Source organism: Kribbella solani (genome assembly GCF_014205295.1).
GTDB classification, from domain to species: domain Bacteria; phylum Actinomycetota; class Actinomycetes; order Propionibacteriales; family Kribbellaceae; genus Kribbella; species Kribbella solani.
The window spans coordinates 5,857,284-5,874,028 of the sequence record NZ_JACHNF010000001.1 but is presented as its reverse complement, the minus strand read 5'-3'; the positions used below and the strand labels follow the sequence as shown (position 1 = coordinate 5,874,028).

At 68.8% G+C, this 16,745-nt stretch carries 17 protein-coding genes; 6 read left to right on the top strand and 11 right to left on the bottom strand.

The features are described 5' to 3' along the window. Window positions 1-50: 50 nt before the first annotated feature. Both HDA44_RS27030 and HDA44_RS27025 read left to right on the top strand, forming a co-directional pair. The gene (locus HDA44_RS27030) at window positions 51-647 is read left to right on the top strand and encodes a LysE/ArgO family amino acid transporter (RefSeq protein WP_184839104.1); all 597 of its coding nucleotides are present in this window, start codon (window positions 51-53) and stop codon (window positions 645-647) included. A gap of 233 nt (window positions 648-880) precedes the next feature. Beyond that, complete coding sequence (locus HDA44_RS27025; RefSeq protein ID WP_337906466.1) at window positions 881-1,561, top strand: MBL fold metallo-hydrolase; 681 nt, start codon at window positions 881-883, stop codon at window positions 1,559-1,561. On the opposite strand, the gene HDA44_RS27020 is transcribed toward HDA44_RS27025, so the two are convergent. Further along, the gene (locus HDA44_RS27020; RefSeq protein ID WP_184839100.1) at window positions 1,552-2,463 is read right to left on the bottom strand and encodes an SDR family oxidoreductase; all 912 of its coding nucleotides are present in this window, start codon (window positions 2,461-2,463) and stop codon (window positions 1,552-1,554) included. The genes HDA44_RS27025 and HDA44_RS27020 overlap by 10 nt on opposite strands. 47 nt (window positions 2,464-2,510) lie before the next feature. On the opposite strand from HDA44_RS27020, the gene HDA44_RS27015 reads away from it, so the two are divergent. Beyond that, a complete protein-coding gene (locus HDA44_RS27015; RefSeq protein WP_184839098.1) occupies window positions 2,511-3,230 on the top strand; it encodes a TetR/AcrR family transcriptional regulator in 720 nt (239 codons plus the stop codon). On the opposite strand, the gene HDA44_RS27010 is transcribed toward HDA44_RS27015, so the two are convergent. Beyond that, window positions 3,227-4,372 carry an MFS transporter gene (locus tag HDA44_RS27010; RefSeq protein ID WP_272956629.1) on the bottom strand — a complete coding sequence of 382 codons (1,146 nt, stop codon included), beginning with the start codon at window positions 4,370-4,372 and terminating at the stop codon, window positions 3,227-3,229. The two genes, HDA44_RS27015 and HDA44_RS27010, sit on opposite strands and share 4 nt — an antisense overlap. Before the next feature lie 161 nt (window positions 4,373-4,533). Between HDA44_RS27010 and HDA44_RS27005 the strand changes: the two genes are divergently transcribed. Then, window positions 4,534-5,409, top strand: a complete 876-nt coding sequence (locus HDA44_RS27005) for a hypothetical protein (RefSeq protein ID WP_184839096.1) — start codon at window positions 4,534-4,536, stop codon at window positions 5,407-5,409. A gap of 64 nt (window positions 5,410-5,473) precedes the next feature. Here HDA44_RS27005 and HDA44_RS27000 read toward each other — a convergent pair whose 3' ends face one another. The 4 genes from HDA44_RS27000 to HDA44_RS26985 form a co-directional block, all read right to left on the bottom strand. Further along, window positions 5,474-5,866, bottom strand: coding sequence for a GNAT family N-acetyltransferase (locus HDA44_RS27000; protein ID WP_184839094.1), 393 nt, complete (start codon window positions 5,864-5,866; stop codon window positions 5,474-5,476). Continuing rightward, window positions 5,863-6,612 carry a phosphotransferase gene (locus HDA44_RS26995; protein ID WP_184839092.1) on the bottom strand — a complete coding sequence of 250 codons (750 nt, stop codon included), beginning with the start codon at window positions 6,610-6,612 and terminating at the stop codon, window positions 5,863-5,865. The genes HDA44_RS27000 and HDA44_RS26995 overlap by 4 nt, the downstream gene beginning before the upstream one ends. Window positions 6,613-6,682: 70 nt before the next feature. Further along, entirely contained in the window at window positions 6,683-7,030 is a 348-nt protein-coding gene (locus HDA44_RS26990) for a helix-turn-helix domain-containing protein (protein ID WP_184839090.1), read from the bottom strand. 157 nt (window positions 7,031-7,187) lie between these two features. After that, entirely contained in the window at window positions 7,188-8,336 is a 1,149-nt protein-coding gene (locus tag HDA44_RS26985; RefSeq protein ID WP_184839088.1) for a trans-sulfuration enzyme family protein, read from the bottom strand. A 132-nt stretch (window positions 8,337-8,468) separates the two neighbouring features. On the opposite strand from HDA44_RS26985, the gene HDA44_RS26980 reads away from it, so the two are divergent. Next, complete coding sequence (locus HDA44_RS26980; RefSeq protein WP_184839086.1) at window positions 8,469-8,993, top strand: Lrp/AsnC family transcriptional regulator; 525 nt, start codon at window positions 8,469-8,471, stop codon at window positions 8,991-8,993. 94 nt (window positions 8,994-9,087) lie between these two features. Here HDA44_RS26980 and HDA44_RS26975 read toward each other — a convergent pair whose 3' ends face one another. The 3 genes from HDA44_RS26975 to HDA44_RS26965 all read right to left on the bottom strand — a co-directional run bounded on the left by HDA44_RS26975 (window position 9,088) and on the right by HDA44_RS26965 (window position 11,872). Continuing rightward, a complete protein-coding gene (locus HDA44_RS26975) occupies window positions 9,088-10,101 on the bottom strand; it encodes an LLM class flavin-dependent oxidoreductase (RefSeq protein ID WP_319038762.1) in 1,014 nt (337 codons plus the stop codon). Between the two features lie 57 nt (window positions 10,102-10,158). Next, complete coding sequence (locus HDA44_RS26970; protein ID WP_184839084.1) at window positions 10,159-10,686, bottom strand: NAD(P)H-dependent oxidoreductase; 528 nt, start codon at window positions 10,684-10,686, stop codon at window positions 10,159-10,161. Window positions 10,687-10,747: 61 nt separating this feature from the next. Continuing rightward, window positions 10,748-11,872 carry a M4 family metallopeptidase gene (locus tag HDA44_RS26965; RefSeq protein WP_337906462.1) on the bottom strand — a complete coding sequence of 375 codons (1,125 nt, stop codon included), beginning with the start codon at window positions 11,870-11,872 and terminating at the stop codon, window positions 10,748-10,750. A gap of 129 nt (window positions 11,873-12,001) precedes the next feature. Between HDA44_RS26965 and HDA44_RS26960 the strand changes: the two genes are divergently transcribed. Next, window positions 12,002-14,239 carry a HelD family protein gene (locus HDA44_RS26960; protein WP_184839079.1) on the top strand — a complete coding sequence of 746 codons (2,238 nt, stop codon included), beginning with the start codon at window positions 12,002-12,004 and terminating at the stop codon, window positions 14,237-14,239. Between the two features lie 9 nt (window positions 14,240-14,248). On the opposite strand, the gene HDA44_RS26955 is transcribed toward HDA44_RS26960, so the two are convergent. Further along, window positions 14,249-14,821 (bottom strand): hypothetical protein, encoded by a 573-nt coding sequence (locus tag HDA44_RS26955; protein WP_184839077.1) that lies wholly within the window; start codon window positions 14,819-14,821, stop codon window positions 14,249-14,251. Window positions 14,822-14,831: 10 nt separating this feature from the next. Continuing rightward, complete coding sequence (locus HDA44_RS26950) at window positions 14,832-16,619, bottom strand: PHP domain-containing protein (protein ID WP_184839075.1); 1,788 nt, start codon at window positions 16,617-16,619, stop codon at window positions 14,832-14,834. Window positions 16,620-16,745 lie beyond the last annotated feature (126 nt).

Below are 16,745 nucleotides of genomic sequence, written 5' to 3'. Positions count from 1 at the left end.
TCAGAATCTTTAGCTGGCTTGAACCGCTGCGGCTGTCTACGGTCGATGACATGCCCTTGCTCGCCGGTTTCGCCACGTCGTTGACCCTGATCGTCGCGATCGGCGCCCAAAACGCGTTCGTACTCCGCCAGGGCCTGCGCCGGGAACACGTCCTGCCGGTCGTACTGACCTGTGCACTGTCCGACGCGCTGCTGATCTCCGGCGGCATCGCCGGTCTCGGCGAACTGCTCACCCGCAGCGAACTGGCCATGACCATCGCGAAGTTCGGCGGCGCCACGTTCCTCTACGCGTACGCGATCGTCGCCGCGAAGCGGGCCTTCCACCCCAGCGCGATCGCACCCTCCGACCATGCACCCGCCGCGCTCGGCACCGTCGTACTGACCTGCCTGGGATTTACCTACCTGAACCCGCACGTCTACCTGGACACCGTCGTCCTCCTCGGCTCCCTCGCCAACCAACGCGGCTCCGACGGCCGCTGGCTCTACGGCCTGGGCGCCGTCACCGCCAGCTTCACCTGGTTCTTCGCCCTCGGCTTCCTCTCCCGCAACCTCTCCCCCTTCTTCGCCCGCACCCGCTCCTGGCAAATCCTGGACACCACCATCGCCCTCCTGATGACCACCCTCGCCACCTGGATGCTCCTCCCCTAGTTGTCCACAGGGAGCACCTCACTTCGATCGCCGGATCGAGCTGTCCTGCGACCGTAGAGTGCGCTGCCGGGAGGTTTCTCATGGATGTGACGGTGTTGTGTGATGCGGTGGGAGTTTTTCCGGAGGGGGTGGGGTTTGGGGGGTGGGGGGACGAGCAGGTGGAGTGGAGTTTGGGGGTGGCGCCGGGGAATGTGGGGTCGGTGGGGTGGTGGTTGCATTTTCATAGTTACCTGGTGGTGGATGGGTCGGGGGTGACGTTGGTTGATGCCGGCGTGGGGCCGGTGGGTGGGGAGGCGGCTGAGTGGTTGGGGGTGAGTGGGCGGTTGCCGCGGTTGCTGGCGCAGGTGGGGGTGGAGGTGACGGATGTGGATGCGGTCGTGCTGACGCATGTGCATCTGGATCATGTCGGGTGGGCCAGTGATGGCGTACGGCCGACGTTTCCGCGGGCGGAGTATGTGGTGCAGCGGGCTGAGCTGGAGCATGTGCGCGGCGGGCCGACGTACCTGAGCAGGATTCGGCCGATCGAGGACGCCGGGCAGTTGCGGGTGGTGGACGGGGAGACGCGGCTGCGTGGGATGAGGCTGCTGCCGACGCCGGGGCATACGCCTGGGCATCAGGCGGTCGTCACTGAGCGGGCCGTGCTGGCTGGGGATGCGTTCGTACATCCGGCGCAGGCGCGGTGGCCGGAGCTCAGCTATGTGTACGAGCGCGACCCGGCGGTCGCCGCGACGTCACGCCGCGAGCTGCTCGCCTTGGCGGCCGCGACCGGCGTCCCGATCGCGGCCGCCCACCCGCACCCGACCCTGAAAGTCCAACCCGAAACCACCCATCGTGCGGATGGTTGGCGGATCGAAGCTGGGGTCTCGGGTGGGGACGGGCGGGAGGTGTGTCCGCCGTACCGGGTTCAGCGGTAGCCGGTGGTGTCGGCGGGTTTGCCGGGGTCCTGGACGTCGACGATGTAGCGCCAGGCGTCCGGGCGGCTGCCGTCGAGATCGGTGAAACCGTAGCGCCGCGCGAGCTCTCCACTGGACGTGGACTTGCCGTTCCAGCGGCGTACGTCGGGATCGCCCGCGAGCGCGGCCACCGCCCGGCCGACGTACGACGGGCTTTCGGAGATCGCGAAGTGCGGGATTTTCTCGGTCGCGTCCCGCCAGTTCTCCTCGCGGACGCCGAACCCTTCGAGCATCGCCTCGGACCGCAGCCACCCGGGCGTGAGCAGCACCGCCGTGCCGTCGTACTTGTCCAGTTCGTGCGCGAGCGCGTACGCCATTCGGCTGACCGCGCCTTTCGCGACGTCGTAGAAGAAGGACACGCGATAGTTCTCCGCGTTGTACTCGTTCGTTCCGTCGGTCATCTCGACCACCAGACCGCCGGGTGTCTTGATCAGCAACGGCAGCGCGAAGTGGCTGGTGATCGCGTGCGTGTTGACGCCGAGCTGTAGCAACCGCAGGCCGCTCTCGAGGTCGCTCTCCCAGACCGGCTTGTCCCACTCGGGCTCGCTGCTCTGTCCCCAGATGTCGTTCACGAGGATGTGCAGAGCGCCCTGTTCGCGCTCGATCCGCTCGACCAGGCCGCGTACCTGTTCGGGGTCCAGATGATCGACCGGTACGGCGATGCCGCGACCGCCCGCCTGGTCGACCAGCTCGGCGGTGTCTTCGATCGTTTCCGGCCGGCCCATCTCGGACTGCCGGTCCCGGGTGGTCCGCCCGGTCACGTACACGGTTGCTCCGGCCGCGCCGAGCTCGACCGCGATCCCACGCCCGGCCGCCCGGGTCGCACCGGCGACCAGCGCCACCTTCCCCGCCAACGACTGCATCCCAGCTCCTTTATTCATACGTTGTATGATTATGTATCATACGTCGTATGGTTAATCCAGGCAAACGGTCCGGTCGTCCCCGCGCCGGGGAGGAGCGGCTGAGCCGGGAGGCGATCCTGACGGCGGCGCTGCGGATCGTCGACGACGAGGGCATCGACGCGCTGACCATGCGCCGGCTCGCGGCGACGTTGCAGGTCAACCCGATGTCGCTGTACCACCACCTGCCGAACAAGTCAGCAGTCCTGGCCGGCCTGGCCGAACTGGTCTTCGCCGACCTGACCCCGGCCGAGGCGGCTGTCTCGGCCGAGGCGGCTGTTCCGGCCGAGGCTGCGGTGATGTCGTGGCAGGAGCAGCTCAAAGAATCCGCACGCGCCTACCGCAACGGTCTGCGTGCCCACCCGAACCTCGCACTCCAGGTCCTCGCCGACACCTCAGCAGTCTCCGGCGTCGTCGTAGCCACGATGGAACCCTTCTACCGCGCCCTGGACCAGGCAGGCTTGTCACCCCGTGAGATCTTCGAGGCGGCCAACACCCTGATCGACTTCATCCACGGCTTCAGCCTCGGCGAAGCGTCCGTCCGCGCCGAGACGTTCGAACTCGCCCCCGACCTGATCGCCCGCGTCAACGAGCTCCCGCCCGGCAAGGCACCGACCCTGACCCGCATCGTCGGCGAACTCGGCGAAACCGGACTCGCCTACGACTTCGACAGCGGTTTCGAATCAGGCCTGGCAACCGTGACCGCAGGCATCGCCGCGCGTCAGCGCTAACCAGAAGCATCGGACATCTCAGCCGAGCCACGCGGTGCCGGCAGCGCGAGCGGTACTACGAAGGCAGACAGCAGCACGGGGATCGTCAACGCAGCGACCAGGATGGCCATCGAGTACCAGAGCGATCCGACCGCAAACCCGGCGTACACGGCGATCGCGGAAACCTCGGCGAACAGGCCGGAGACGGAGGTGACGGTCGCCCGCGCCGGTCCGGTGATGGCGCCCTGCAGCCGCGCCTCGGACACCACGATCACCAGCTGCATCAGGCCGTACCCGAGCGCGATCGGCAGGAAACCCCAGGCCGACAGGCTCAGCGCCCCGCTCGCGATCAGCACCGCGGTCAGCACCAGACCGGCCGAAAACATTGCTGCGGGCAACTTGTACGCCGGCCCGGCGAGCGCGCCGCCGATCGCCTGCGCGGCAACCGTACCCGCGATCAGCAGCGGGATCGTGCCCGTCGACGCACCGGTATCGCTGGCCAGCAACGGGAAGTACTCGTCGAACGCCAGGAATCCGCCGAGCAGCGCGACGAGCAGTACCGCACGCCGAACCAGCCCCGTCGACGCCACCTCGGACACACCGGCCCGGAGCATGTGGAGGTAGTTGCCGAAGGCAGCTTTCACGCCGGGCTCGGCGGCCTCGCGGGCGTTCTCCACCGGCCGGGTCTCCGGCAGCGACCAGGCGACGGCCGCTTGCGCGAGGCAGCTCACCACACTCACCACCCCGGCCAGCACGTACCCACCGAGGTCGAACAGCGGTGCGGCCAGCAGGGTTGCCGACAGGTTCATCACGAACCCGGCGGAGCGAGCGCGGCTCAGTAGCGTCGGGAAGTGCTCGGTACGATCGCGGGCGGCGAGTTCGTCGTACGCGAATGCTTCGTACGTACCCGAGATCAAGGCGCTCGACGTACCCCAGAGGACGAAGCCGAGCGCGAAGCCGGTGAAGGACGGGATCGTGATCCACGCCGCGTACCCGAGTCCGCTCAGCAGTGCGCCGAGGATCAGCAGCTTGCGCCGCGAGTACGTGTCCGCCCACGCGCCGGAGGGCACTTCGAGCACGAACCCGGTCGCGGACCAGATCACGAACAGCGTCGAAATCTGGGCAGCCGACAACCCGTGATGGTGGAAGAGCAGCTGGTACAGCGGGTACAGGGGGATGAAGTCGCGCAGTGCCTCGAACGCGACGATCCGGGCCGACAGGCTTCGGTCAGAGCGTCAAAGGTGTGGACTCGGCAGTCTCATGGAGTCGACGATACCTGGTAAATGGCGCGCGCACCCGAGCGATTTTCGGTCAGAGTAGAGCGATGGGACAGGTGAGCGAACGGTTCTGGGCGAAGCTGCCGGAGGGCAGCCGGGAAGCCCTCGTCGGCGGGTTGAGCCAGTCGGAGCTGCAGTCCGTCCTGCTCGACGTCACGCGGGAGCGTGTCGCGACAGTGAGCCCGGCGCGGCTGCTGCGGCGCTGGCAGCAGGACCGGTTCGTGCGGCCGTCGAGCATCGATCCGCGGCAGTTGGTGAAGACGCAGCAGCGGTTGTGGGAGCTGCTGCCGGAGAAGTTCGCCGGTGTACAGCTGTCGCCGCTCACCCCGCTTGGTACGTCGTCGGTGGTCGCGCCGATCAATCAGCATCAAGTGGTCAGTACGGTTCGTGGCACCGAGGTGGCGAGTGATCCGACCAACGAGCTGGCGATCGAGGCCGCGGTCCGCCGCCGCGCGGGGCAGGACCGCGTACACCTGGCCGCATGCCAGCGAGTCGTCCGCGCACAAGCGTTCGATGCACCGTGGATGACCGCGCATTTCGAGCTGTTCGTGCTGGTGTCGAGCGCCCGCGACACGGGATCGGGCCGTACCGAGGCGGATCTGCTGATCGACCACCTCCGCTTCTGGCACGCCGTACTGGGTGAAAAGGCCGAGCTGACGTTCACGTCCTTCAAGCAGTCGGCCGTGCGGGACCGAATCGAGGACACGGTCCGCCCGGCGCTCGACGTCGCGCTCACCGAAGACCCCGCGCGTACGAAGGGCGCCGCGTACTACGCCGGCATCGCGCTTGGCATCGGCCGAGGTGGTACCGAGCTCGGCGACGGCGGCTTCACGACCTGGACCGCCGACTTGCTCGGCGACGCGAAGGAACGCTGCCTGACGTCGTGCATCTCAACCGAGGGCCTGACCGTCAGCGAAGCCTGAGCGGCCCCGCGTTCAGCGAAAGCCGAGCGGCCGGGCGTTCAGCGAAAGCCGAGCGGCCGGGCGTTCAGCGGAGCCTGATCAGCCCCGCGTCGGTTGGACGGAAGCCGCAGGCGTCGAAGTAGAACGCGGTCAGGTGTGGATCGAAGTCGACGTGCAGCCATTCACATCCGGCTGCACGAGACTCCTCGGCCGCGGTCAACACGAGCTGTTTGCCGATCCCCTGGCGTTCGTGGTCCGGGTGTACGGAAGTGTCCAGCACGAAGGCATGCGCGCCGCCGTCCCAGCAGACCTGGACGAATCCGACCAGTTGATCGTTGCTAAAGGCCCCTACCCAGGTCAGCGCCCACCGTTCCAGCCGCTCGCGCCACGGGTCCACCTCCGGTGAAGTACCGAACGCGGCCGCATGCAACGCGGACAACTCCCGATCGTCGACCGGAAACCGAACCACGTACTTCACAGAGCCTCCACGGCCGCTTGCAGCCGAGCGTTCCAGTCCGCGCCTTCTCCATCCGGCAGATCAGCCAGCGTCAGGTACCCCTGCACCATCACCGACGGCAGGACCTGCTTCAGGCCGACGACCTCCCCGTACGCGTCCAGCGCCTCTTGCCAGCGATCCGGCTGCACCGACGAGACCAAGAACCAGGCCAGATCGAGCACCCCAGGCGCGGCGGACACGTCTTCCCAGTCCAGGAAGGCGACCTCGCCGTTCGGCCCGGTACGGAGGTTCTGCGCGGCGGCGTCACCGTGCACCATTGTCAGCACACCGGCCCGTTCGACTTCCCGCTCGACCTCGGCGACCCTGCCGACCAGGCGCGCGCCGAAGTCGCGGACCGGCGCGCTCAGGTCCTGACGCTCGGCCAGCGCGGGCCAGGTCTCGTCGTACAACGCCGCCACCAGGTCCTCGCCCGCTCCGAGTGAGCGCAACCACGGCCAGCGGACATGTGCTTGGCCGGACCAACGATCGTGGAGCTCGCGGAGCGCGCGGGCGCCGGCGTCCGGTTCCGCGCCGGGCGCCCAGGCGGACAGGTCTTCCAGTACCAGCAGGGTGCCCTCGGCGGATGCCTCGGATTCGTAGCAGGCCGGCACGCGTACGCCGACGACCGGGGCGATCTCGCGGTAGAACCGCACCTCGGACTCGAACATGTTCAGCGCGGCCGGGATCGAACCAGGAGTTGCCGGTGGTCGGCGTTTGATGTGAGGCACCCGGCCAGGTTATGCACAACCGCTACAACCGGCAGGTGGTTTATCGGCCGGCCGCGTACCAGCGGACCAACTATGCGACCAGCGCGAAGACCTGTGCGGAGGCGCGCGGACCGGAGGGGACCTGGAGGTGGGAGCGCTCCTCGACCCGGATCGCCGCCGTCTGCAGCCGCACCGGCAGCGTCTGGCGAACCGCGGTGGCGAGATCGAACTGCACCTCGGCCAGCAGGTCGGTCAGCTCGAGCTCGAGGGCGCGGCAGATCGCGGCCAGGATCTCCGAGGAGGGCTCCTTGCGGCCGCGTTCGATCTCGGACAGGTAGGGCACCGACACCTGGGCCAACTCGGCGAGCTCACGCAGGGTGATCCCCCGCTCGCGCCGCAATCGGCGGAAGACGTTCCCGATCACCTGACGTAGCAACACGACTGGCCCTCCTCGCCTCCGATGTCCTACCCCGAGTGTGCCATCCCCCCAGTCCTCCCCACCCCAGATCTGCCCTCAGCAGATTCCTGGCCCGCACCTTGAGAACCCACCGCGCATTTCCATCGCCTGAAAACGCGCGGTGGCTTCCCAAGGTGGGTCAGGACAGGGCGGTGGCGAGGTCGGTGGTGAGGTCTTCGGGGTCTTCTAGGCCCAGGGAGAGGCGGAGGAGGGCGTCGGAGGGCTTGGCTTCGGTGCTGACGAGGCGGTGGGTGAGCGCGGCGGGGTGCTGGATCAGCGTGTCGACGCCGCCCAGCGAAACAGCATGCGTGATCAGCTTCAGCCGCCCGGCGACCCGAGAAGCCGCTTCGTAGCCGCCGGCAACGGTGAACGCGAGGACGGCACCCGGCCCGGACTGCTGCCGGCCGATCAGGCCTTGCGGATCGGCCAGCCCCGGGTAGTACACGCGCTCGACTGACGGTTGCGCCGAAAGCCAGTCGGCCACCTTGATCGCGGTCGCCTGCTGCGCGCGTACGCGGACCGGCAATGTCTGCAGTCCGCGATGAAGCTCGTACGCCGCCATCGGATGCAGCAGACCGCCCGTGACCGCGCGGATCTGCCTGAGCCGGGCAACCCATTCCACACCGCCCGCGACGACCCCACCCATCACGTCGCCATGCCCACCGAGGTACTTGGTCGCCGAATGCAGAACCAGGCTCGCCCCGTGCCGAGCCGGTTGCTGCAGTACGGGCGTGGCGAACGTGTTGTCCACAAGCACCGGTACGTCACCGGCCGCCGCCGCGATCGCCGCGATGTCGACGAGATCGACGGTCGGGTTGGCCGGCGTCTCGACGATGACCAGGCCGGTGTCCGGCTGGATCGCCGACCGGACCTCGGCCGGCCGGGCGTACGTGACTGTTGTCCCCAGGAGGCCTGTGGACAACAGGTGATCGGTGCCGCCGTACAGGGGGCGTACGGCGACCATGTGCGGACTGCCCGCGGCGACGGCGGCGAGCAGGCACGCGGTCAGCGCGGCCATGCCGGAACCGAACGCGACCGCGCCGTCGGAGTGCTCGAGCTCGGCGAGCGCGTCCTCGAACCGGGCGACCGTCGGGTTCCACAGCCGCTGGTAGACCAGGCTCCCGCCCTCCGGGGCGCGGCCCTGCGTGAGCGTGTCGTACGCCGCGCCGCCGGTGTCGACGCTCGGCAGCGGATAAGTGGTGGACAGGTCGATCGGCGGTACGTGCACGCCGAGAGCGGACAGGTCGTCGCGGCCGGCGTGCACCGATCGGGTGTCGAGCTGGGTCATGACTGCCTCCTCACCAGGTTGTGCGGTGAGGATGGAATCTTCTGCGAGATCAGCGCAATAGTTCCGAAGATAATTCGTCCACAGGCTCATCCACACGCTGTGGATTCTGTGGATAGGCCCTACAGTGAGAGCATGCCGAAGGATCGTCGGACGCCTGGACCGGCGCCACGAGCCACTCCCGGCGCGACTTCCGGCACCGGTACGGCCGGGCTCGACGAGGTGGACCGGCACCTGGTCGCGCTGCTGAGCGCGGACGGCCGGATGCCGAACAACGCGCTCGCCGAGGCGACCGGGATCGCGCCGTCGACCTGTCTGACCCGGGTCCGGTCACTCCGCGAACGCGGCGTGATCCGCGGCTTCCACGCGGAGGTGGACCTGGCCGCGCTCGGCCGGCCGCTGCAGGCGCTGATCGCGATCCGGATCGGCGCGCATTCACGCGACGAGATCGACCGCTTCCGGACGAAGGTCCCGCGGCTGCCCGGGGTGCTCTCGCTCTTCCACGTCAGCGGCGCCAACGACTACCTGTTGCACGTGTCCGCCGCGACCCCGGACGCGCTCCGCGAGTTCGTGCTGGACCACCTGACGGCGGATCCGGCCGTCAGCCACGCCGAAACCAGCCTGATCTTCGAGCACGTCCGGGCGACCCCGGACGTGTGACACTCACCAACCTCCCGCACACCGGGCACCTGACGCTCGCGCGAGCCGCGCAGCGGGTCGGCTGGGCGAGTTGGTGAGTGGTGCAGGTCCGCGGTCAGCGGGGCTTCAGGCCCCAGGCCTCGGCGAGTAGCTGGAAGGAGCGGCGGCGCTCGGCGGGGTTGTGGATGTTGGTGGTGATGATCAGCTCGTCGGCGCCGGCGACCTCGGCGCGGCGGCGCAGGTCGGCGGCCACCTGGTCGGGCGTGCCGACCGAGACCAGCCCGGTCCAGTCTTCGATCGCGGCGAGCTCGGCGTCGGTCCACGGGTACGCGGCCGCTTCCTCGGGCGACGGGAGCGGACCTGGCCGGCCGGAGCGGAGGTTGAGGGTGGAGAGCGCGTTGGCGCGGGCGAGTTGCGCGGCGCGTTCCTCGGTCTCGGCCACGATCGCGGCCAGCGCGAGGATCGCGTGCGGCTCGTGCCCGGGGCGCTGGAAGTTCTCCTTGTACGAAGCGATCACGCCGGACGGGTCGAGCGTACCGAAGTGCCCGGCGTACGCGAATCCGGTACCAAGCGCGGCCGCCGCCTGACCGCCGTACGTGCTGGAGCCGAGGATCCACACCGGCGGCAGCGGTACGTCGTCGGGCTGCGCGCTGATCGGCTCGAACGGATGACCGGCCGGAAAACCCTCGACGTACGCACGGAGCTCGGCGTACTGCTCGGTGAAGTCGTCCGCGCCGAGTGCCTCGCGACTGCGGCGCAACGCGAGCGCGGTGCGCTGATCGGTACCGGGCGCGCGGCCGATGCCGAGGTCGATCCGGTCCGGGTACAGACCACCGAGGACGCGGAACGTCTCGGCCACCTTGAGCGGTGAGTGGTTCGGCAGCATGATGCCGCCGGAGCCGACGCGAATCGTCGAGGTCGCCGCCGCGACGGCCGCGATCATCACCTCCGGGCTCGTACTCACCACGCTCGGGATGTTGTGATGCTCCGCCAGCCAGAACCGGTGGTACCCCGCGGCTTCGGCGGTCCGGGCCAGTTCGAGGGTCTCGTGCAGCGCCTGCGACGGCCGCGTACCCGTCGGCACCGGGGAGAGGTCGAGCACGGACAGGGGCATCGATTCGGCGGTCACGTTCAACCGTCAACCACCGCGTTCGCCAACGTATTCCGGGTGCGGCGTTTCGCGAAGCTATTCCGGGTACGGCGTGGCGGCGCGGGCGTCGCGCAGGCTGCGGGCCCACCAGGCGAGCTGCCGGAGCAGCGCGGCGGCGGCCGCGGAGGTGGTCGGGTCGACCGGCTCACCGGTGGGCGTGAAATCCTCCTCGCGGAAGCCGAGGCTGTCCCGGATCGTCACCGCGTGCAGTTCGCCGAAGACCAGCCGGAGCTGTTCGGCCGCGCGCAGCCCGCCGGAGCGTCCGCCGTACACGACGAATCCGACCGGCTTCGCGTACCAGGGCCGCCGGACCGCGTCGATCGCGGTCTTCACGTCACCCGGGTACGCGTGGTTGTACTCCGCCGTCACGATCATGACCGCGTCGGCGTCCGCGATCCGTGCCGCCAGCCCGTCCAGCGGCGCACGGCTCAGATCGATCAGATCGAGCTTGAAGTCGTCCACGCGTTCGGCCTCGCGGGCGAACCAGCGGGTGACCGCCGTACCGAACCGTCCCGCCTCGAGATTGCGCGTCAGCACGACGAGCCGGAGCGGATGAACTGTCACAGCTCAGGACGGTAATACCTCAACTCGACTTGAGGTCAACCCGTCTCACGCCCGGTCTGCTTCAGTGTGACGGAGTCGACTCCGGCGGCGGCGAGACCGGCGGGGACGGGTGCAGCCCGCTCTGGGCCGCGTTCATCAACGGCGTCGAGTCGTCCAGCACGCCGACGGTTTGCCAGGCCTTCGTGACGGCTGCCAGTTGCGGAGTGTCAGCGCCGAAGAGGGTCTGGGCCGCTGCCTGGGTGGCGGCGGCGAAGTCCTTGAAGCCGGCCGTGGCCGGCAGTGTGCCGGAGGTGAGGGTGGCGTACCAGATCTTGCCGGCGTCGTCGTACGCGTTCCCGCCGATCCCGGTCGCGGCCAGGTAGAACGCGTGGTTCGGGATGCCCGAGTTGATGTGTACGCCGCCGTTGTCGTCGCTGGTGTCGACGTACCCGGACATCGTCGCCGGCTGCGGATCCTTGCCCAGCCGCGGATCGTCGTACGCCGTGCCGGGTGCCTTCATCGACCGCAGCGCGACGCCTTTCACGCCAGGCAGGAACAGACCCGCGCCGATCAGCCAGTCCGCCTGCGCGGCACTCTGACCCAGCGCGTACTGCTTGGTGAGCGACCCGAAGACGTCGGAGATGCTTTCGTTCAGCGCACCCGACTGCCCCTCGTACGCGAGGTTCGCCGTGTACTGGGTGACGCCGTGCGTGAGCTCGTGCCCGGTGACGTCGATCGCTGCGGTGAAGTTGCCGAAGATCTCGCCGTCACCATCGCCGAAGACCATCTGCGCGCCGTTCCAGAAGGCGTTCGCGTACGCGCGGTCGTAGTGCACCGTCGACGTCAGGACCAGCCCGTTGCCGTCGATCGAGTCCCGCCCGTAGCACTCCTTGTACAACGTCCAGGTCGCGCCGGTGCCGTCGTACGCCTGGTTGACCGCCGTGTCCTTGACCGGGTCGTCGCCCTCGGAGCGGACCAGCGCACCGGGCAGGTCGGTGCCGTTGTGCGCGTCGTACACCTTGCGTTGCCGGCCGCCGGGCGCGTCGACGGGCCCGGCCGACACTGCCGTTGGTGCCGGCGCGGCGGGGCGGGTCCGAAGGACGGCGTCATGCTGCAGCGACTGCCGATACCGGGCACGAAGGCTGGGGTCTCCCGCGGACCGCTCGAGTTGCTCGAGCAGGTACGGCGGGATGATCGAGTGGAACACCACTACAGCAAAACGCCGCGAGCGGATAAACTCAAGCATTTGTGGCCGCCGCGGCGCGACTTTCATTGCGCGAGTCAAAAAATGCGGCTGAAAACCAACGGGTGGTATTTTAACACGAGGGGTTGCAATTTGCCGAATCCGGTCGATGCCGAACAGGCACACCTGATCACGTTCTACGCCGCGCTGGACGCCGAGCGCGCGCGGACCGAGGCACGCACCGACGACGAACAGCAGGTCCGGACCCGGAACGCCCAGGCCCTGCACCAGCGGGACGGCCGGATCCGGGACCTGAAGCTCCGGCAGGCCCGGCTGAACGCCGCCGAGGAAGGCCTGTACTTCGGCCGGCTGGACACCGCCGCGGGCGAGGTTCTGCACCTCGGCCGGCTCGGCCTGCACGACGCCGACTACGAACCGTTACTGGTCGACTGGCGCGCACCGGCCGCGCGGCCCTTCTACATTGCCACCGCCGTGGCGAATCACGGCGTCGTTCGCCGCAGGCATGTCCAGACCCGGTTACGCCGCGTGATCGACGTCCAGGACGAGCAACTCGACCTCGATCGTGAGGCGGCCGACCCGTCCAAGCCCGGCACCGGCGTGATCGGTGAGGCCGTCCTGATGAAGGCACTGGAGGCTCGGCGGACGGGCCAGATGGAGTCGATCGTCCAGACCATCCAGTCCGACCAGGACCGGATCATCCGCTCCGAACTGCCCGGAATCCTGGTCGTACAAGGCGGACCGGGTACCGGCAAGACCGCGATCGCGCTGCACCGGGCCGCATTCTTGCTGTACACGCACCGCGAGCAGCTGGAAAAGCGCGGAATTCTCGTCGTCGGCCCGAATGCGGCGTTCCTGCGCTTCATCGGGCAAGTGCTGCCGTCACTCGGAGAGGACGGGGTCCGGCTGGTCACGATCGCCGAACTGTTCCCCGGCGTGACCGCGACCCGGCCGGAATCACCGGAGAGCGCGGACGTCAAGGGCCGGACGGTGATGGCCGAGGTGATCGCGCAAGCCGTCGCCGATCGGCAGTGGCTTCCGGACCGGCCGTTGCGCGTCACGGTCGACCGGACCGAGCTCACTCTCGATCCGCGGATCGTCGCCGCGGCGCACGCCCGGGTCGGCAACCGGAACCTCACGCACAACCAGGCGCAGCCGTTCTTCCACAAGGAGATGGTCGATCACCTCACGGACCAGTACGCCGAGCTGATCGGTACGGATCCGCTCGACGGCGAGCAGTTGCTCGACGAGTACGACCTGGCCGAGTTGCGTAAGGAGGTGCTCGCCGAGCCTGCCGTACAGACGTTGCTCGACCGGCTTTGGCCGCTGCTCAGTCCACAGAAACTCCTTGCGGATCTGTACGGCGACGAGGCCCGGCTGGCGGCCGCGGCGCCGCAGCTGAGTGCGCTGGATCGCGAACACCTGCTGCGGTACGGCGACGACTGGAGCCCGGCCGATGTGCCGCTGCTGGACGAAGCCGCCGAACTGCTCGGCGACGACGGCACCGAGGCGGCGCGGGAACGGGCGGCGCGAGCGCGCGCGATCGCTTACGCACAAGGCGCTCTGGACGTACTCTCCGGTTCGGGATCGACCGACTTCGACGAGGACGACGACGCGGAGATCCTGACCGCGAAGGACCTGCTGAACGCCGAGGCGCTGGCCGAGCGGTACGAGGCCGACGACGACCGTACGCTGGCCGACCGGGCCGCCGCGGACCGGCGCTGGACGTACGGACATGTGATCGTCGACGAGGCACAGGAGTTGTCGCCGATGGCCTGGCGGGCGATCGCGCGCCGGTGCCCACTGCGGTCGATGACGGTGGTCGGCGATGTCGCGCAGACCAGCTCGATCGGCGGCGGTACGTCCTGGGCGAGCGCGCTCGGTGAGACGTTCGGCGATCGATGGCGGCTGGCCGAGCTGACGCTCAACTACCGCACGCCGGCCGAGGTGATGGAGCTCGCGAACGACGTACTCCGCGAGGTCGATCCGTCGGCCCGGCCGCCACGATCGGTCCGGTCGACGGGCGTCAAGCCGTGGCACGTCGACGTACCCGCGTCGGATCAGGCGCTGTACGTCTACAAACTGGCGGCGGAGGAGACGCAGTACGGCGAAGTCGGCGTGATCACGTCACGCAACCGGCTCGAGCTGCTCCAGGAGGCGGTCAACGGGCTCAGCGGGGTCAGCGTGCTGACGGCCCGCGAGGCGAAGGGCCTGGAGTTCGACTCGGTGCTCGTCGTCGACCCGGACGGCATCGTGATCGAGTCACCACGCGGCCTGCGCGACCTGTACGTCGCGCTGACCCGCTGCACGCAACGCCTCGGCGTCGTCGGCGAACTGCCGGACGTACTCAGGGAGTCAGCTTCCTGGGGATGAGTCGTCCGGTCAGTGGTCGGTGCAGCAGGTTTGTTGGTGTTGTAGCTCGAACGGGATCAGGACGTCGCCCGCGGCCGGTTGTACCTGCAGGACCAGGCGGCCGTCGCGGCGTACCGGGCGGAGGAAATCGAGCGTATCTATCAGCGTCTCGTCATCGACCGGCACGCCGCCGATGCCCTCCAGTTCGTCGATGCCACAGCGGGTACGCAACTCGGCCGCCGGTAGCACGCCGTGACCCTGTTCGTGGCCCGGCCAGCGGACCACGCGGCCCTTCGTACCGAGAGCGGCCTCGACCGCGGCGACGTACGCGCCCCGGACCAGACGGCTCGGGCCGGCCAGCTCGGGCTCGGTCGCGCCGGGCCTGGTAATGGCGAGACCAACGTTGCGATCGGCAACCACCTCGCGGATCGGCTCGGCCAGGTCGGCGGTACTGGTGAGCGAGACCGCGACGTGGGGCCGGTCGTCGCCCGACACCAGGTGGGTGACGGCGACGACCGGCTGATCCACGGCCGCGATCAAGTCGTACAGCAGGTGGTCGGCCGCGGCCAGGTCCATGCTGTCGGCATCGATCGCGATGATCACAACGTCTTCCTTACTTCGGCAGGACCCAGATCGGGTTGGTGTAGAACCACAGGTCGACCCACGGGTCCGCGTCGCCGACCACGTCCAGTTTGGGGCCGGACGGGTCCACCGCGGCGCCCAGGTACCCGGGCTGGCTGCGATTTCCGTCAGTACCCCGGACCCGGACGTACTGCGCTTCGTCGGCCCGGCCGAGCGGGTACACCAGCTCGAACGTGCCGCGCTTGCCCGAGGTGTCCCACTGCTTGACGACCTTGGTGTTCGGGGCGGTCATCGTGTCCTTGTCACCGACCGGACCGGTGACCGATCCGCGAATCACGTCGACGCGGTTCAGCGTGGGCACGAAGTTGGACCAGTTCGGCATCGTCTGGGCGGTGATCCGGACGACCAGCTCGATCGCACGGCCCTTCTTCACGATCAGCGCGCCGCCGAGCGGCTCGCCGTACCGTTTGCCGACCTCGCGTACCTCGACCTCCACGCCCTTCACCAGCGCGCCATGGTCAACCCAGACCCGGCCGTTGCGCAGCCCCTCCATTACCGCGAGGTAGTCGCGCCGGTCGGCGCCGACATGCGTACGGCTGTAGTAGCCCGGCCAGAAGTCACCGGCGGTGGTGTTGATCGCGTTGCCGTAGACCGGGTCCATGTACCGGCCGTCGCGGTCGAACTGTGCCTGCGTGGAACCGTCCGGGCGGCGGGCGGTCTCGTTCCAGTTCACGTGCGAGTCGGAGTTCGCGGAGATCCACCACGGCTTGCCCTCCGCCAGCAGGCTGTCCCAGAGACCACCGACGGTCGCGGTCATCCAGTCGAAGCCGCCCCAGGTGCGGTAGCTCTCGGGCGGGTACGCGGCGAACGAGTTCGGGTTCGGCGAGTTGCCGTAGTACCCGCGGGCGCTGGCGCCGCCGAGCGGCTTCGGCAGACCGGCCGCCTGGTGACCGGGCGCACCCTCGAAGCCGACCGCGATCCGCGGGTCGGCGTCGCGCCAGTTGCGGATCTCGTGCGGGCTGTCGATGCCGTTGCGGGCCGGGTGGTTGGCCAGGAACAGCGCGTCCGCGACGCGGCGCTTGTCGACCTGCTGACCGAGCCACTGGATACCCGACACCGCGAGTGCCTCGTTGGCCGGCGAGTTCGAGCTGGCGTTCTTCACACTGCCGTCGTAGCTGTTCTCGAACTGCTTCAGGACCTCGACCTCGCGGCTGCCCGGCGCGACGAACACGGTGCCGTGCTCGGCGGCCGGAATGTTCCACTCCAGGCCCTGGAAGATCAGCGTGTCGCGGAGCTCGGTCCGGGCCGCCTTGATCTGCGGGTTGACCAGGTCGACCCCGATCCGGGCATGCGTCGCGCCGCCGTGGTCGGTGATCACCAGCCAGTCCAGACCGTACGCGGCGGCGTGCCGGGCCTGGTCGATGACGCGGTACATGCCGTCGGAGCTGAGCTGGGTGTGAATGTGGTGGTCACCGGCGAGCCAGACCTTCGGCCGGTTCCCGTGCTGGAAGAACCAGCCGTCATTGATCAACTGGTTCGGCTTGTTCGGTGCCGTCGCGGCGGCGAACTGCGCACCGCTGACGGCCAGCGCGGCCGTACCACCGAGAATGCCCGCGGACCGGAGCAGCCCGCGCCGCGACACCTCCGCCGGCGACAACTCGCTGTCCGGCACCGACTCGTCCAGCGCGGCCAGCGTCGCCTGGTCGAGCTCGTCGTTCGGCCGGCGATGATCGTGATCGTGCCCATGTCCGTGTCCGTGTCCGTGACCGTGTCCATGGCCGTAACCGGCTGCGGATGAGTGGTCGTGCGAGTGCCCCATCGGCTGTCCTCCCCTTGGCGGATTCGGCCGGATCATCGCCGTTCTCGATGACCACCAGGTGTTGCCAAGGTGAACCAATACGACGAGTGGTCCAGCCGGCTCCCATGGTTCGGCCCTGTCGAAGAT

Excerpts from the sequence above, each read along its gene's own strand:
- HDA44_RS27030 (WP_184839104.1), top strand. The coding sequence starts at position 51 with ATGCCCTTGCTCGCCGGTTTCGCCACGTCGTTGACCCTGATCGTCGCG.
- HDA44_RS27020 (WP_184839100.1), bottom strand. The coding sequence starts at position 2,463 with ATGCAGTCGTTGGCGGGGAAGGTGGCGCTGGTCGCCGGTGCGACCCGG.
- HDA44_RS27015 (WP_184839098.1), top strand. The coding sequence starts at position 2,511 with ATGGTTAATCCAGGCAAACGGTCCGGTCGTCCCCGCGCCGGGGAGGAG.
- HDA44_RS27005 (WP_184839096.1), top strand. The coding sequence starts at position 4,534 with ATGGGACAGGTGAGCGAACGGTTCTGGGCGAAGCTGCCGGAGGGCAGC.
- HDA44_RS26985 (WP_184839088.1), bottom strand. The coding sequence starts at position 8,336 with ATGACCCAGCTCGACACCCGATCGGTGCACGCCGGCCGCGACGACCTG.
- HDA44_RS26980 (WP_184839086.1), top strand. The coding sequence starts at position 8,469 with ATGCCGAAGGATCGTCGGACGCCTGGACCGGCGCCACGAGCCACTCCC.
- HDA44_RS26950 (WP_184839075.1), bottom strand. The coding sequence starts at position 16,619 with ATGGGGCACTCGCACGACCACTCATCCGCAGCCGGTTACGGCCATGGA.